Raw genomic sequence first — 14,139 nt, 5'->3', positions numbered from 1 at the left:
AACAGGCGCCATGAACAGGACTTTTCGCCCGTCCAAGGGCTTTGCAACGCTTCAGGATTTTGTCGAAACGCTTGAGCGCGAAGGCGATCTGAAACGGATTTCGCGGCCGGTTTCGCTGGTGCACGAGGTGACCGAAATCCACCGCCGCGCGCTTGCCGCCGACGGGCCGGCGCTTCTCTTCGAGCGGCCGGTCGATGCGACGGGCGCCGCACAGCCGATCCCGCTTCTGACCAATCTCTTCGGGTCGGGGCGCCGGATCGAGCGTGGTTTCGGCCTGATGCCGGGTGGGCTCGATGGCCTTGCCTCAGAACTTGCAGAACTGCGCGATCCGCGAGCGCCGCAGTCGCTGCGTGACGCCTGGGATCGCCTCCCGCTGCTCCGATCGGCGATGTATATGCGGCCGCGAAAGGTAACGCGTGCACTCTGTCAGGAGGTCGTCTGGCGCGATCACGAAATCGACCTCGCGCGCCTGCCGGTTCAATGGTGCTGGCCGGGTGAGCCGGCGCCGTTGATTACCTGGCCGCTGGTGATCACGCGCGCGCCGGATGATCCCCTCGATGTCAATGTCGGGATCTATCGCATGCAGGTGCTGGGGCCCGATCGTGCCATCGTGCGCTGGCTCGCCCACCGCGGCGGCGCCCGTCACCATCGCCTGTGGCAACGCCTGGGGCAGGACATGCCGATCGCGGTCGTCGTCGGAGCCGACCCGGCGACGATTCTTTCTGCGGTCATGCCGCTGCCCGATGGCTTGAGCGAATTGAATTTCGCAGGGCTGCTTCGGCGCGGCAGGACGCAACTCGTCAACGCGAAGACCGTGCCGCTTTCGGTGCCGGCCAATGCGGAGATCGTGCTGGAGGGCACGGTCTCAGCGAGCGAGACCGCGGAGGAGGGCCCCTATGGCGACCATACCGGCTATTACAATTCGGTGGAGCCGTTCCCCGTCATGCGTCTGTCGGCGATCACCATGCGTCGGAATCCGCTCTATCTTTCCACCTACACCGGCCGACCGCCGGACGAGCCTTCGCGGCTTGGAGAGGCGATGAACAGGCTGTTTGTGCCACTGGTTCGCAAGCAGTTTCCCGAGATATCCGATCTCTGGCTGCCGCCGGAGGCCTGCTCCTACAGAGCCATGGTCGTCGCGATCGACAAGCGTTATCCCGGGCAGGCCAAGCGCGTGATGATGGGGCTTTGGTCTGTCCTGCCGCAGTTCAGCTACACCAAGCTGATCATCGCCGTCGATCCGGATATCGACGTGCGCAACTGGTCCGACGTGATGTGGGCGCTTGCGACCCGCTTTGATGCCAGCCGCGACATGACCGTGATCGAGGGCACGCCGATCGACTATCTCGACTTCGCGTCGCCGCGATCCGGCCTCGGCGGCAAGCTCGGGCTCGACGCCACCAACAAGATCGGCACCGAGACCGACCGCGAATGGGGGCGTGTTCTGGCGATGTCACCCGAGGTCATTGGCCAGGTCGATGCGATGTGGGCCGGTCTCGGACTTGGAGGGCTGACGCGATGAACCGGTTGAAGATCGTCCTCGGCGTCACCGGCGCTTCGGGCGCGACGATTGCCGTTCGCATCGCCAAGAGGCTCAGCGAAATCGAAAGCGTCGAGCTGCATCTGGTCCTGTCGCCGGCGGCGCATCGCACGCTCGCACACGAGGTCGGCGCAGACGCTCTTCCATCCCTGCTGCGTCTGGCCGCGCGGACCTATGACCACGGCAATATCGGCGCGACGATTGCGAGCGGGTCGTTTTCGACGGCCGGCATGATCGTCGCGCCGTGCTCCATGCGCACACTTGCGGCGATCTCTGCCGGCATGGCCGATAACCTCGTGGTACGGGCAGCCGACGTGCATCTGAAGGAGCGGCGCAGGCTGGTGCTGATGGCACGCGAGACACCGCTGCATCTCGGTCACCTGCGCAATATGTGCGCCGTCACGGAAATGGGGGCGATCATCATGCCGCCGGTGCCGGCCTTCTATCATCGGCCTGAGAGCGTCTCGGCCATCGTCGACCATCTGGCGGCCCGAGCGATCGACCTGCTGGCACTGCCGATCACCCCGCAGGCTATGGCCTGGCAGGGTGAGGACCAAAAATCATCGTGATCTAGGAGAGGGTGGCCTGAAGCAGCGGATCGGCGCCGAACAGGACCTCGTGACCGCCAAGCAGCAGCCACACGGCAATCGCGACGGTGGCAAAGGCGGCGATGATCATCACAGGATCGGCCCGCAAACGGCTTTCTCCCCGGATGATCGCTGCAAAGGGCCACACTGACGTGCCCTTCGAGGCGGCTTGCCAGCTCTCGCCCAAACGTCGGCGGGCACGCCTTTCAAGCATGAAGAAACCACCGACGGAAAACAACGCGAAACCGCCGAAAAGCACCAATGCGCGCAGGTCGCCGTTGGGCACGATGTGACCGGCGGCCCAGAGCAGGAAGCCCCAAAGCACCGGGTGGCGGGTGATAGCAACGATGGCGCCCGGCCGTTCGTTTCCCTGATAGATGGAGATCGACAGTGCATTCTCGCTGAAGAGGCCGGCCAGCACGAGAAAGATACCAAGCGGCGCCAGGACGAAGGTCACCCAGGCCTGCCAGGCCGCCGGCTCCCAGAGCGGGATGAAATCGAGCTGAAGGGCCGCGTGAAAGACGAAGCCGAGAGCAAGCACCGACAGAAGCGAATAGACCGCGAAATAGGTCGAGCGACCGAGCCGGTCGATCAGGCCCTGGCGTAACGCCGGCCAGGCCGGCACCAGATGGAGCAGCAGGAAGACGGCGAAGGCGAGGAGAAAATAGGTCATATCGGTTGTCTCACGCATGGCGCCAGAGAAGCAGGCGCTCTGTTGCCACATGGCGGCGAACAGTTTCGAAGAAGCCCCGTAGCATGTAGCCGATCGCATCCCAGCTGAGCGATGGCCTGTTGTCGAGAACCGCCTTCAGCACACGTACCAGCTCGACGGCTGCCCGATCGTCCTGGTCATGCTCGGCGCGCAGCCGTGCGATCAAGGCGTAACGACCGTCGTCTGACCGCTGAATTTCGACTGCTGGAAACAGGATCATTTCCTCCAGCGCGTGGACGCGCCTGAGCTTTTCCGGCAGCTCCGTCAGGATCACGCGGCAGCTCGTCAGGTCGATGCGGCGCGGGATGGAATCGGCCAGCGTCTCGAGGCGATCACACAGGGACAAAAGTTCGCGATAAGCCTGCCCCAGCTCGTGATGTTCTGAAAATTGCTGCTGCATCGATCTGCTCCGTTGAGTGTTGGTTCGAACTACACCCGACGGCAATGATCCTCTTTGACATTTCTCAAAGTCTGCGGATCAGCGATCGAGAAAGAGAACGATGGCGATCGCAACGGAGGAGAGGATCGCCGACAGCGTCGCGCCGCGCTGAAGCACGCCCATGCGATGGAGCACGAGGGCGAAGACGATGATGATGGGGGTAGCGACGGAAAGGCCGATCTGTGCGTCTGTCATCGGAAGGCTCCTTTGTTGTCAGCCAATAGCCCCGCCCCTTGGCCGCTTCTTTGCTCAATCGCAAAGACAGGATGCGCCCTCGCGCCTAGCTCGAACGATGTTTGGGAGCGGGAAGAGGAAAAGTGTGCGCGGTTTTCCGCCCGCATCCCGCTCTAACCCAATAGACCTTACGGAGGCGCTGACATGGATGCCCGCAGTCATCCGATTGCCGCAACGGTGGAAGAGGACACGACGGACGCCTTGCTGCTCTGGGTGCTCGTCTGGAGTGAACTTGCCGCGTTCGGTATTCTGCTTGTCGGCTTCCTGATTGTGGGTCTTCTCCAGCCGGACGCGTTTGCCGCCGCCCGCTCGCATCTCGATCCGCTGCTTGCCGGTATCAACACGCTTGTTCTTTTGACAAGCGGCTGGCAGGCGGCCTTGGCGACGAGGCCGAGGGCATCGCTTAAGCAGCGCAGGCGGGCGCTGGTGAATGCAGCACTTTTCGGCTTCGCCTTCGCGGCGATCAAGCTCTTCGAATACAGCGCCGAGGCTGGTGTTGCCGGCGATCCTCAGTTCGGCTCCTTCTTCGAGCTCTATTTTCTCGTCACCGGCTTCCATCTGCTGCACGTCGTCTTCGGTGCCTTCGTGCTCATCATCGTTGCCTGGCGACCGAAACCCGGCAATGTCGCGTTGATCACCACGCTCTGGCACGTGATCGATCTGGTCTGGATCGTGATGTTCCCGCTCGTCTATCTCGTGTGAGTGCCATGACCGATCGCAATCCCAGACAATTGTTCAACACTTGGCTTCTGCTTGCCGGAGCCGTGTTTTCGGGCATGGCGCTGATGGTGGTCGCCGGGCCGGCCACCCTCGTCATCGCCGTGTTGCTCGGGCTCGCCGTCGTCAAAAGCCGGTTCGTTGCGCTCGATTTCATGGGGCTCCGGCAGGCGCCGTCGGCCCTTCGTCTCGGCCTTTTGATCTGGCCCGCAGCGCTCGTCCTTGCCGCTGCAGCGAAGCTGGTCCTGAGCACTGCTCTCTTCAGCTGAGACGACCCGTGGACTTGTTTGCCGAAACGCAAAGAAGCCGCCGCCGATTTCCCTAGACATGGGTTTGCCCCGATTGTTGCCAGCGCAGGAAATGCTGCGCCGCACGGGGAGGGGATCAGATCAGCCGGCCGCACTCTCAGCGGCCAACTGAAATCGAAAGGACCACGTGATGGCAGAACGCCTCACCAAAACCGGGGCCCGTAACGTCTTTTACGGCGGGTCCTTCTTTTTCTTCGCAATCTTTGTCGGGCTGACCGCCCACAGCCACTACTACATGCGCACGACCTCGACGGACGAGTCGACGCTGACCGATGCGGTCGCACGCGGCAAACACGTCTGGGAAAAGAACTCCTGTATCAACTGCCACACGCTTCTCGGCGAGGGCGCCTATTTCGCGCCCGAGCTCGGCAATGTCTGGAAGCGCTTCGGCGGCGAGGCCGATCCGGCCGGCGCCCGCGAAACGCTAAAAGCCTGGATGGCTGCCCAGCCGACCGGCATCGAGGGACGGCGGCAAATGCCGCAGTTCAATCTCACCGAACAGGAACTCAACGACCTCGCCGACTTCCTCGAATGGACGAGCCGTATCAAGACCCAGAACTGGCCGCCGAACGAGGCAGGCTAAGCGAACCGATTGGAGTGTGACACCATGAAATATCAAACCCAAAAGGTCGCGATGCTCTATTTCTACGGAGCGCTCGGCCTGTTCCTCGCCCAGGTGCTGTTCGGCGTGCTTGCCGGTACCATTTACGTCCTGCCCAACACGCTCTCCGAGCTGCTGCCCTTCAACATCGTGCGCATGGTCCACACCAACGCGCTGATCGTCTGGCTGCTCATGGGCTTCATGGGCGCGACCTACTACCTGCTGCCGGAAGAAGCCGAAACCGAACTCTACAGCACGAAGATCGCCGTCGCGCAGTTCTGGATCTTCCTGATCGCCGCGGCTGTCGCCGTCGTCGGCTATCTCCTGCACATCCACGAGGGGCGCGAATTCCTCGAGCAGCCCTTCGCGATCAAGGTGGGCATCGTCATCGTCGCGCTGATGTTCCTCTACAACATCACGCTGACGGTGCTGAAAGGCCGCAAGACGACCGTCACCAACATCCTGATCTTCGGGCTCTGGGGTGTGGCGATCTTCTTCCTCTTCGCCTTCTACAATCCGATCAACCTGGCGCTCGACAAGATGTACTGGTGGTACGTCGTCCACCTCTGGGTCGAAGGCGTCTGGGAACTGATCATGGCATCGGTGCTCGCCTTCCTGATGATCAAGCTCAACGGCATCGACCGTGAGGTCGTCGAAAAGTGGCTCTATGTCATCGTCGGCCTGGCGCTCTTCTCCGGCATCCTCGGCACGGGCCACCACTATTACTGGATCGGTGCACCGGGTTACTGGCAATGGATCGGTTCGCTGTTCTCGACGCTGGAAGTGGCCCCCTTCTTCACCATGGTGGTCTTCACCTTCGTGATGACCTGGAAGGCCGGCCGCAAGCATCCGAACCGCGCAGCCCTGCTCTGGTCGATCGGCTGCTCGGTCATGGCCTTCTTCGGCGCCGGCGTCTGGGGCTTCCTGCACACGCTGTCTTCGGTGAACTACTACACCCATGGCACCCAGGTGACCGCGGCCCACGGACACCTCGCGTTCTTCGGCGCCTATGTGATGCTGAACCTCGCGGTCATGGCCTACGCCATCCCGGAAATCCGCGGCCGTGCGCCCTATAACCAGTGGCTGTCGATGGTGAGCTTCTGGATCATGTGCACCGCCATGTCGGTCATGACCTTCGCGCTCACCTTCGCCGGTGTCCTCCAGGCGCACCTGCAGCGCGTGCTCGGCGAAAGCTACATGGACGTCCAGGACCAGCTGGCGCTGTTCTACTGGATCCGCCTCGGCTCGGGTGCCGTCGTCCTGATCTCGGCGCTGATGTTCATCTGGGCGGTTCTGATGCCCGGCCGCGAGCGCAGCGAGAAGCTCGCCGGCGTCGTTCAGCCTGCCGAATGACCGATCAGCCGGCGCGGTTCGCCGCGCCGGCATCTCCTCAAGAATTCCCAGCATGGAGACTTGCCATGAGCCCTGTCCAATCTGCCGTCAGTCGCGCGGCACTCGATATCCCCGCCTATAGCCCCTCCGGCAATGAATGCGCGCTGTTCGAAAGCGCCTGGGTGCGGCAGCTGCCGCTCCTCTTGAAGGGACCGACCGGATGCGGCAAGACCCGCTTCGTCAGCCACATGGCGGCGAAGCTCGGCCTGCCGCTTTCGACCGTTTCCTGCCATGACGATCTGGCCGCCGCCGACCTCACCGGCCGCTATCTGCTGAAGGGCGGCGACACCGTTTGGGTCGACGGCCCCTTGACCCGCGCCGTGCGCAATGGCGGCGTCTGCTATCTCGACGAGATCGTGGAAGCCCGCAAGGACGTGGCCGTCGTCCTGCATCCACTGACCGACGACCGCCGCATGCTACCGCTGGAGCGCACCGGCGAACTGCTCGAAGCACCATCGAGCTTCATGCTGATCGTGTCCTACAATCCCGGCTACCAAAATCTGCTGAAGAGCCTGAAGCCAAGTACAAGGCAGCGTTTCGTGGCGATCGAGTTCGATTTCCTGCCGCGCAACGCGGAGATTTCAGTCGTTTCGCAGGAGAGCGGGCTGCTGGAGGGCCAGGTGGCGCCGCTCGTTAACCTCGCGCAGCGTCTGCGCGCGCTGAAGGGGCATGACCTCGAAGAAGGCGTGTCGACCCGGCTGCTCGTCTACTGCGCATCGCTCATCGATGCCGGCATGCCGGTCAAGGATGCCGTGCGCGCCGCAATGATCGAACCGCTCACCGACGAACCGGACGTGCGCGCAGCCCTTCTCGAAGTGGCCGGTTCGCTGATCGCGTGAGGTGAACCATGCTTGATTTCCTCGAGCTCGAAGAAACCGTCGGACGGGCCTGGCACCGTTTCGTCGGCAACACCAGAACCTGGCGGCGCTATCCGGAAGAGGCGGTGAAGCTCGCCGACATGTTGCCGGTGCTCGGCGTCTCCTTTCGCGGACATGGCGGCGAGGTGGCGGTGCAGATCGTGCCCGCCCGAGGACGCACATCGACCCATCGGCTGCGGTGGCGGCAACGCATGGGGCTTGGTGAAGAGAAGCTCGTCCAGCCGGCGCGCGACCACGCGTCGCTGATGCTGCCGGGCGAGATCGACATCTTTCCGACGAAAGACCTGAACCGGGATCTCTATCACTGGCTCGTTGCCTATATGGCGACGATGCCGGTCGACCCCGTCAGCGAGATCGATCCGCTCCGCCGCGACCTGGCGCTGATATCGCGCGCGCTGGAAACGGTCGAGGAAGTCTTCCAGCGGTTTCCCGGCCTTAGGCGGCGCTATCGGCGCCTGGCCGAGGCGACCCTGGCCGAGCGGCAAAGGGGGGCGTTGCCGTCGGTCGAGCAACATCTCGAAAACCGTATCCTGCGCCTGTTGCGCAAGACGACCGGGGAAGCAGACACCACGCTGCCGTCCATTTTCCCTCACCGCGCGCCGCCCGGTTACCTGCCGATGCTGCCGATGCCGCTTTGGCCGGACACGCTGCTTCGGGCGGAAACGAAGACCACCCGCGACGAGGATGTCGCCGCAACGGCAGGCACGCAGGGGACGGTCGCCGAAGTCGAACGCTACGTCGCCGTGCGCGAAAATCCTGAGAACCGCAAGGGGGAGCGCAGCCCCTTCATTCTCAACCGCTTCGAGAAGATCCTCGCCATGGCCGAGATGGTCAACGTCGACCGTCCCGGCGACGACAGCGACGACCACGACAGCAAGGCTGCCGAGGAACTCGACGACATGACGCTCGGTGAGCGCAAGGGACGGCCCTCGGCGCGATTCCGTTTCGACCTCGACCTGCCGCCGGAAGCCGTCGATCCGACGCCGCTGACGGCCGAGCTGACCTATCCCGAATGGAACTACCGGACCGGGCAGTACCTCAAGGACCATTGCCGCGTGCTGGCGATGCCGGCTTCCGCTGAGGCGGAGCGGAGCGAACTGACCGAGGAAAGCCGGAGCTTGATCCGCCGGGTGCGGCGCCAGTTCGAAGTGCTGCGCCCGCGGCACGAGATGCTGCGTGCACAACTTGACGGCGCCGATCTCGATCTGGACGCGGTCGTGCGTGCCCGCACCGATCTCGCCGCCGGCGGCCAGGGCAGCGACCGTATTCATCTGATGAGCCGGCCGCAGGTGCATGATCTGGCGGTGACGATCCTCGTCGACGTGTCGCTGTCGACCGATTCCTGGTCCGACAACCGGCGGGTGCTCGATGTCGAGAAAGAGGCGCTGCTCATCCTTGCGCACGGGCTCTCGGCCTGCGGCGACAACCACTCGATCCTGACATTTACCTCAAGGCGGCGCGACTGGGTGCGCGTCGAAACCGTGAAGGCCTTCAACGAGGCGATGGGACCGCTGGTCGAAGCGCGCATCGCGGCGCTGAAGCCGGGCTATTATACGCGCATCGGTGCTGCGATCCGGCACGCCTCGGCCGAGCTCCGACGGCAGCCGAACCGCAAGAAGCTCTTGCTTGTTCTGACCGACGGCAAGCCCAACGATATCGACCACTACGAGGGGCGTTTCGCGCTTGAAGACAGCCGCCGCGCGGTCACCGAGGCCCGGCGCAGCGGCATCAACACCTTCGCCGTCACCGTCGACCGCGAAGCGAAGTCCTACGTGCCCGCCATGTTCGGCCAGAACGGCTATGCCGTGATCGGCAACATCTCGCGGCTACCCGCAGCGCTGCCGGCGATCTACCGCAATCTGGTCGGTTAGCTGTGCGTGCGGTGGATTAGCGACCGGGACGAGAGCGAGGCCCTCTTGGCGGGAACCGAACGAGTTGCTGCCGCAATTGTCTTGCGGCAGTTACAAGCTCCGCATTGACCCGCACCAGAAAACTTCGCTCGTTCCACCGAATTGGCGGGTGGAGGCCCGGTGGTCCGGATTCGAGTGCCAAGCGGATTCGTAGCTGCCGATTCTTCTGATATCGGAATTCAAGGTTCGGCTCGGTGAAGAAGCAGTAGCTCGTCGACGGCTCACCGATCGAAACGCCTTCAAGCCAGTCGGCTAGACGCTCTGCTTCGAAGGTTGTCAGGTATGGGTCTCGGAACGTCCATTTGGTCCCGTTAATATCCACACTGCCTTCAACGACCAGCCAGTTCGAATCCGATTCATCACCCTCGACGTTGGGGAATTCGTATTGCCGTATGGTCAACTCCAGGAAGGAGCGCAGGCCTTGAAAACGCACGGCTTCCAAGCTTTCTGTTTCGTCAGGCTTTCTCATGGGATTGTGCTGAAGGCGGCTGCGAGCACGCCAATCTATAAAAGATTGCCTGAGGATACACGCCGATACCCTCAGGCAGCAAGTCATCGAAGGCCACCATCTTGAAACGCAGCCATTCTGTCGCGCAAGAAGCGATCAAGCCGCCTTGCTATGCACCCTTTGGGACTCATCGATATAGGCATCGAAGGCTGCCGCCACCGCACGGATGACGAAACGGTGCTCGGGTCGGACCGTGATGACACCGGCCTCGATATCGATCACACCGTCCTGCTTCAGTTCGGCCAGCTTGCAGTTGCCTATGACAAGCGACTTCCAGTCCCGGCCATGCGCTGCGGCGATTGCGGAAATATCCGCACTGAAATCGCACATCAGCCGTTCGATGATCGCTGCGCGCAGACGGTCCTCGTCGGTCAGTCGGTAGCCCTTGGTGGTTGCGAGGCGACCGGAGGCGATGCGGCTTGCATAGACGCCGGGCGGCACCTCGTTCTGGACATAACCGTCGCGCGAGCGGCCGATCGCCGAGGCGCCGAAACCGATCAGGGTCTCGCAGGTGTCGGTCGTGTAGCCCTGGAAGTTGCGGCGGAGTTGCCCAGCCTCCTGGGCGGTGACGAGATCATCGTCGGGCAAGGCAAAATGGTCGAGGCCGATCTGCCTGTAGCCGGCTTTTACCAGCGCCTCGCTGATCGCCATCGCCTGTTCGGCGCGCGCAGCACTGTCGGGCAGTGCCGTCTCCTCGATCATGCGCTGGTGCTTCTTGAAGCTCGGCACATGGGCGTAACCGAAAACCGCCAACCGTTCCGGCCGCATCGCCACGGCCACATCGACCGTCTCGACGCAGGAGCGCACCGTCTGGTGCGGCAGGCCGTAGATCAGGTCGAAATTGATCCCACTGACACCGGCGCCGCGCAAATGGTCGACGGCTTCGGCCGTCTGCTTCTCGCTTTGAATGCGGTTGATTGCCTTCTGCACGACGGGATCGAAGCTCTGTACGCCGAGGCTTGCGCGCCGGACTCCGCCTTCGCCGAGTGCCTCGGCCATGGCGAGCGTCAGCCGGCGCGGATCGATCTCGACCGCGACATTGGCCGATGGTGCCAGCGCGAAACGCTCGCGCATCAGCGCCATCAACGCCAGGAATTCACGCGGCTCGATGATCGTCGGCGTGCCGCCGCCAAAATGTACCTCTGCGACCGGAAGCGGCCGGCCAATGGTATCGGCGACCATGCGGATCTCGTCCCGGAGCACCTCGAGATAATCGAGGATCGGATCGTCCTTCTTGGTGATCGTCGTGTGGCAGCCGCAATACCAGCACATGGAACGACAGAACGGAATGTGCAGGTAGAGCGACACGTCCTGCCCATCCGGGATCGCCTTCAGCCAGTCGCCATAGGTGTGATCGTCGACATCAGCGGCAAAACGTGGGGCGGTCGGGTAACTCGTGTAACGCGGCAGGCGCATTTCACCGTATTTCAGCAGCGCAGAAGCTAACATTTCGTCCTCATCTGGGTGGCGATGGATGCAGCTTTTTAGGACCCGCGGGCCTGCATCTCTTTGCGAAAAATCAAGGACGGGACGGTCTCGGCCAAAGCGAGATTTGTTTGCGCTTCGACAAAATGTCGCGGCGGCGCTGTCGCTAGGTTGCGGAAATCCGGGGCGCGTGCGCCGGCGTTTCCCGGATCATCATCAAACGACGGCGCTCAGAAGCGGATGACCATGACCATTGCAGAGACCGACAAGCCCTTTATCGATGTGCGGACGATCCCGCCGGTAGAACGCCATCCGAAAATTTTCGGCATGTTGAACGCGCTTAACGAGGGCGGCGCCTTCATCATCGTCAACGACCACGACCCGCGCCCGCTGCACTACCAGTTGGAAACCCGCTATCCGGGCGAATTCACCTGGGAATATCTTGAGCAGGGACCGGACGTCTGGCGTGTGGAAATCGGCCGGCAGCAGTCCTCCGGCTGTGACTGCTGCTGCGGCGGGCACTGAGCCCCTGGTGTCCTTCAAGAGCGGGGTGGGGAAAAGCGTGCGTCATTTTCCGCTCTCATTCCGCTCTCACTTATCAGAATTGATCACACTTGCGCGGCTCGACCAGAGCCATCGTGATCCAAGGGTTGAACCACCATGTTCGCAGCCACGCTATCCCGCTGGACCATGTCCTATTTCGCGGCCGCGCTGATTTTCCTCGTGCTTGGCGAGACCATGATGGCTCTCGGCTTCGGCTATCCGGTCTTAGCCCTTGAGGCGCCTGAAACGCTGGCGCTCGTCCATGTTGTCCTTCTGGGCTGGCTGAGCCTGCTGATGACCGGGGCGCTGCTGCAGTTCGTGCCTGTTCTCGTCGGCCGGCCGCTTTCCTTTTCCAGCGCCGCGCTACCGGCGCTCCTCTTTCTCGTCGTCGGCATCGCCACCCTGACAATCGGCTTCATAAACCTTTCCGGCGCGATCGATCTTCCGATAATGCTGCTTCCTCTGGGAGCTGCTTTTTCGATCGTCGGCTTTTCGGTACTGGGCTTTGCCTTCGCAGCCACGCTCTGGTATGCGCGCCCGCTGCCACTCCCGGCCCGGTTCGTCGGGGTCGGCCTTGCCGCTCTCTTCGGCACGATGCTGCTCGGCGGCGTCTATGCCGGTGTGCTCTCGGGTCTGATCGACGCGGAGGGTGCGATCGACTTCACGGTCGACGGTCTTTCCCTACATGCTTCGCTCGGCCTTTGCGGCTGGTTGAGCTTCACCACGATGGGTGTCAGTTATCGGCTTTTGACCATGTTCATGCTGTCGCCGGACAAGGAACGGACGAGCAGCCGGCTGGTCTTCGCGCTCGGCACCCTTTCCCTCGGCCTTCTGGCCGCAGCTGTGCCCGTCATTCTCTTGGGCACCATTGGCCGCTCGCCGCTTCTCCTCCTTGCCGTCGGTTCCGGCGTGGCCGTGGTCGCGATCCATGTCGGCGATATCCAGCGCATCTATCGCGAACGCCGGCGCAAGGCGATCGAGCTCAACAGCCGCGCCAGCATCGGCGCCTTCGTGTCGCTCGTCACCGCGAGCCTGCTCTTCGTCGCGCTGCTGGTCGCCGGCCGCCTCGATGAGGCTATCGGCGCTGTCATCTATCTCGTCACTTTTGGCTGGCTGACGGGCATGGGCCTCGCCCAGCTTTACAAGATCGTGCCGTTCATGACCTGGCTCGAATGTTACGGGCCGGCGCTTGGGCGCATGCCGACCCCAAGGGTTCAGGATCTCGTCAACGAAGCCTCGGCCCTTCGCTGGTTCCGGCTCTTCTACCTGACGGTCGCGGTGGGCACGCTCGCGCTCCTGATCGGCAGCGCGCCTCTATTTCGTTTTGCAAGTCTCGGCCAGTTGATTGCCGTCAATGCGCTCATCCTCGAGTTCGTGCGAACACGGCGACTGATCAACGTTCCGGCCGAGCTTCGATTGCCTGACGGACTAGTTCGGCCAGGCTTGTTTCTGCCATCCATTCCTCACGGAGGTTCCCATGAGCCAAGATCCCTATGAACTCGACGTACGGCCGCACTTGCGCGGCGGCAGCGATCCGTTCCAGGCCATTATGAATGCAGTCGACAGCCTCGCTCCGGGCCAGGCGTTGAAGCTGATCGCAACCTTCCGGCCCATTCCGCTTTTCAGCGTCATGGCGGGTCGCGGCTTCACCCATCAGGACCGCCCCCTCGACAATGGCGAATGGGAGGTTCTGTTTACGCCAGAAGGGGAGGTCGAGGGGATCAGGCTTTCGGCCGGTGAAACGGAACTCGACACCTGGCCCGACCCGAGCCGGCAGCTCGATCTGACGGAGCTCGATCCGCCTGAACCGATGGTGCGCATCCTGGCGACGGCCGAGAAGATGGCCGAAGGCGAGGTTCTCTTCGCCTTGCTCTCGCGCGAACCGCTGTTCCTCTATCCGGAGCTCGCCAAGCGCGGCCACAAATGGGCGGGCAATTTCGATGCGACCGGCGAGACCTATCGGATCCTCATTCGCATCGGCGGGAGGCGCTCCCATGTCGGCGGCTGAAAACCTGGACCTCGAAGCCAAGATCCGCGATGCCTTGCGCATAATCATAGACCCCGAAATGGGCAGGAACATCGTCGATCTCGGCCTGATCTATGACATCGACGTTCAGGAGGGCGGCATTGCCCGCGTTACCATGACGACGACGATCAAGGGCTGCCCGGCGACCGCGTTCCTGAAGGAAGCGGTGCAGAACTGCGTCTGGTACGTGCCGGGCGTCGAATATGCCGAGGTCCGCCTGACTTACGAACCGCCGTGGACGCCTGACATGATGGCCGACGGTGCGATGGAATTTGCCCACGGCAGCATCTTCTAAGGATCAGCCTTGTAACGAAGAAAA

Annotated in this window: 17 protein-coding genes; 12 read left to right on the top strand and 5 right to left on the bottom strand. The window is 62.7% G+C overall.

Annotated elements, in window-relative coordinates; all coding sequences use genetic code 11:
* The first annotated feature begins 10 nt into the window (after window positions 1–10).
* Together IB267_RS24065 and IB267_RS24060 are read left to right on the top strand one after the other, a co-directional pair.
* Entirely contained in the window at window positions 11–1,522 is a 1,512-nt protein-coding gene (locus tag IB267_RS24065) for a UbiD family decarboxylase (protein WP_192449909.1), read from the top strand.
* Window positions 1,519–2,109, top strand: coding sequence for a UbiX family flavin prenyltransferase (locus tag IB267_RS24060; RefSeq protein WP_192449908.1), 591 nt, complete (start codon window positions 1,519–1,521; stop codon window positions 2,107–2,109). Before IB267_RS24065 ends, IB267_RS24060 begins: the two co-directional genes overlap by 4 nt.
* A gap of 1 nt (window position 2,110) precedes the next feature.
* Here the strand turns inward: IB267_RS24060 and IB267_RS24055 are convergent, their stop codons facing one another.
* The 3 genes from IB267_RS24055 to IB267_RS24045 all read right to left on the bottom strand — a co-directional run bounded on the left by IB267_RS24055 (window position 2,111) and on the right by IB267_RS24045 (window position 3,473).
* Window positions 2,111–2,800, bottom strand: a complete 690-nt coding sequence (locus tag IB267_RS24055; protein WP_192449907.1) for an NnrU family protein — start codon at window positions 2,798–2,800, stop codon at window positions 2,111–2,113.
* 10 nt (window positions 2,801–2,810) lie between these two features.
* Window positions 2,811–3,239 (bottom strand): hemerythrin domain-containing protein, encoded by a 429-nt coding sequence (locus IB267_RS24050; RefSeq protein WP_192449906.1) that lies wholly within the window; start codon window positions 3,237–3,239, stop codon window positions 2,811–2,813.
* 78 nt (window positions 3,240–3,317) lie between these two features.
* Window positions 3,318–3,473 carry a hypothetical protein gene (locus tag IB267_RS24045; RefSeq protein WP_192449905.1) on the bottom strand — a complete coding sequence of 52 codons (156 nt, stop codon included), beginning with the start codon at window positions 3,471–3,473 and terminating at the stop codon, window positions 3,318–3,320.
* 183 nt (window positions 3,474–3,656) lie between these two features.
* On the opposite strand from IB267_RS24045, the gene IB267_RS24040 reads away from it, so the two are divergent.
* The 6 genes from IB267_RS24040 to IB267_RS24015 all read left to right on the top strand — a co-directional run bounded on the left by IB267_RS24040 (window position 3,657) and on the right by IB267_RS24015 (window position 9,279).
* The gene (locus tag IB267_RS24040) at window positions 3,657–4,214 is read left to right on the top strand and encodes a cytochrome c oxidase subunit 3 (protein ID WP_192449904.1); all 558 of its coding nucleotides are present in this window, start codon (window positions 3,657–3,659) and stop codon (window positions 4,212–4,214) included.
* A 5-nt stretch (window positions 4,215–4,219) separates the two neighbouring features.
* Window positions 4,220–4,498, top strand: coding sequence for a cytochrome C oxidase subunit IV family protein (locus IB267_RS24035; protein WP_192449903.1), 279 nt, complete (start codon window positions 4,220–4,222; stop codon window positions 4,496–4,498).
* A gap of 169 nt (window positions 4,499–4,667) precedes the next feature.
* The gene (locus IB267_RS24030; protein ID WP_192449902.1) at window positions 4,668–5,120 is read left to right on the top strand and encodes a cytochrome c; all 453 of its coding nucleotides are present in this window, start codon (window positions 4,668–4,670) and stop codon (window positions 5,118–5,120) included.
* 24 nt (window positions 5,121–5,144) lie between these two features.
* Entirely contained in the window at window positions 5,145–6,491 is a 1,347-nt protein-coding gene (locus tag IB267_RS24025; protein ID WP_113538314.1) for a nitric-oxide reductase large subunit, read from the top strand.
* A gap of 65 nt (window positions 6,492–6,556) precedes the next feature.
* Window positions 6,557–7,369, top strand: a complete 813-nt coding sequence (locus IB267_RS24020) for a CbbQ/NirQ/NorQ/GpvN family protein (RefSeq protein ID WP_192449901.1) — start codon at window positions 6,557–6,559, stop codon at window positions 7,367–7,369.
* A gap of 8 nt (window positions 7,370–7,377) precedes the next feature.
* A complete protein-coding gene (locus IB267_RS24015; RefSeq protein WP_192449900.1) occupies window positions 7,378–9,279 on the top strand; it encodes a nitric oxide reductase activation protein NorD in 1,902 nt (633 codons plus the stop codon).
* Window positions 9,280–9,295: 16 nt separating this feature from the next.
* On the opposite strand, the gene IB267_RS24010 is transcribed toward IB267_RS24015, so the two are convergent.
* Both IB267_RS24010 and hemN read right to left on the bottom strand, forming a co-directional pair.
* Entirely contained in the window at window positions 9,296–9,787 is a 492-nt protein-coding gene (locus IB267_RS24010; protein WP_192449899.1) for a hypothetical protein, read from the bottom strand.
* Window positions 9,788–9,922: 135 nt separating this feature from the next.
* Entirely contained in the window at window positions 9,923–11,275 is a 1,353-nt protein-coding gene (gene hemN, locus IB267_RS24005) for an oxygen-independent coproporphyrinogen III oxidase (protein ID WP_192449898.1), read from the bottom strand.
* A gap of 222 nt (window positions 11,276–11,497) precedes the next feature.
* Here hemN and IB267_RS24000 point away from each other — a divergent pair, with 222 nt between their 5' ends.
* The 4 genes from IB267_RS24000 to IB267_RS23985 all read left to right on the top strand — a co-directional run bounded on the left by IB267_RS24000 (window position 11,498) and on the right by IB267_RS23985 (window position 14,115).
* Window positions 11,498–11,776, top strand: coding sequence for a DUF2249 domain-containing protein (locus tag IB267_RS24000; protein WP_192449897.1), 279 nt, complete (start codon window positions 11,498–11,500; stop codon window positions 11,774–11,776).
* A 135-nt stretch (window positions 11,777–11,911) separates the two neighbouring features.
* Window positions 11,912–13,291, top strand: a complete 1,380-nt coding sequence (locus IB267_RS23995; protein WP_192449896.1) for a hypothetical protein — start codon at window positions 11,912–11,914, stop codon at window positions 13,289–13,291.
* Window positions 13,272–13,802, top strand: a complete 531-nt coding sequence (locus tag IB267_RS23990) for a DUF2249 domain-containing protein (protein ID WP_192449895.1) — start codon at window positions 13,272–13,274, stop codon at window positions 13,800–13,802. Before IB267_RS23995 ends, IB267_RS23990 begins: the two co-directional genes overlap by 20 nt.
* Window positions 13,789–14,115: a metal-sulfur cluster assembly factor gene (locus IB267_RS23985; protein WP_192449894.1), complete on the top strand. Its 327-nt coding sequence runs from the start codon at window positions 13,789–13,791 to the stop codon at window positions 14,113–14,115. Before IB267_RS23990 ends, IB267_RS23985 begins: the two co-directional genes overlap by 14 nt.
* Window positions 14,116–14,139 lie beyond the last annotated feature (24 nt).

The sequence above is a fragment of the Ensifer sp. ENS09 genome, assembly GCF_014852425.1.
Classification (GTDB): domain Bacteria; phylum Pseudomonadota; class Alphaproteobacteria; order Rhizobiales; family Rhizobiaceae; genus Ensifer.
Note: the sequence above shows the minus strand (reverse complement) of the source record. Positions and strands in the feature narration are given on the sequence as shown.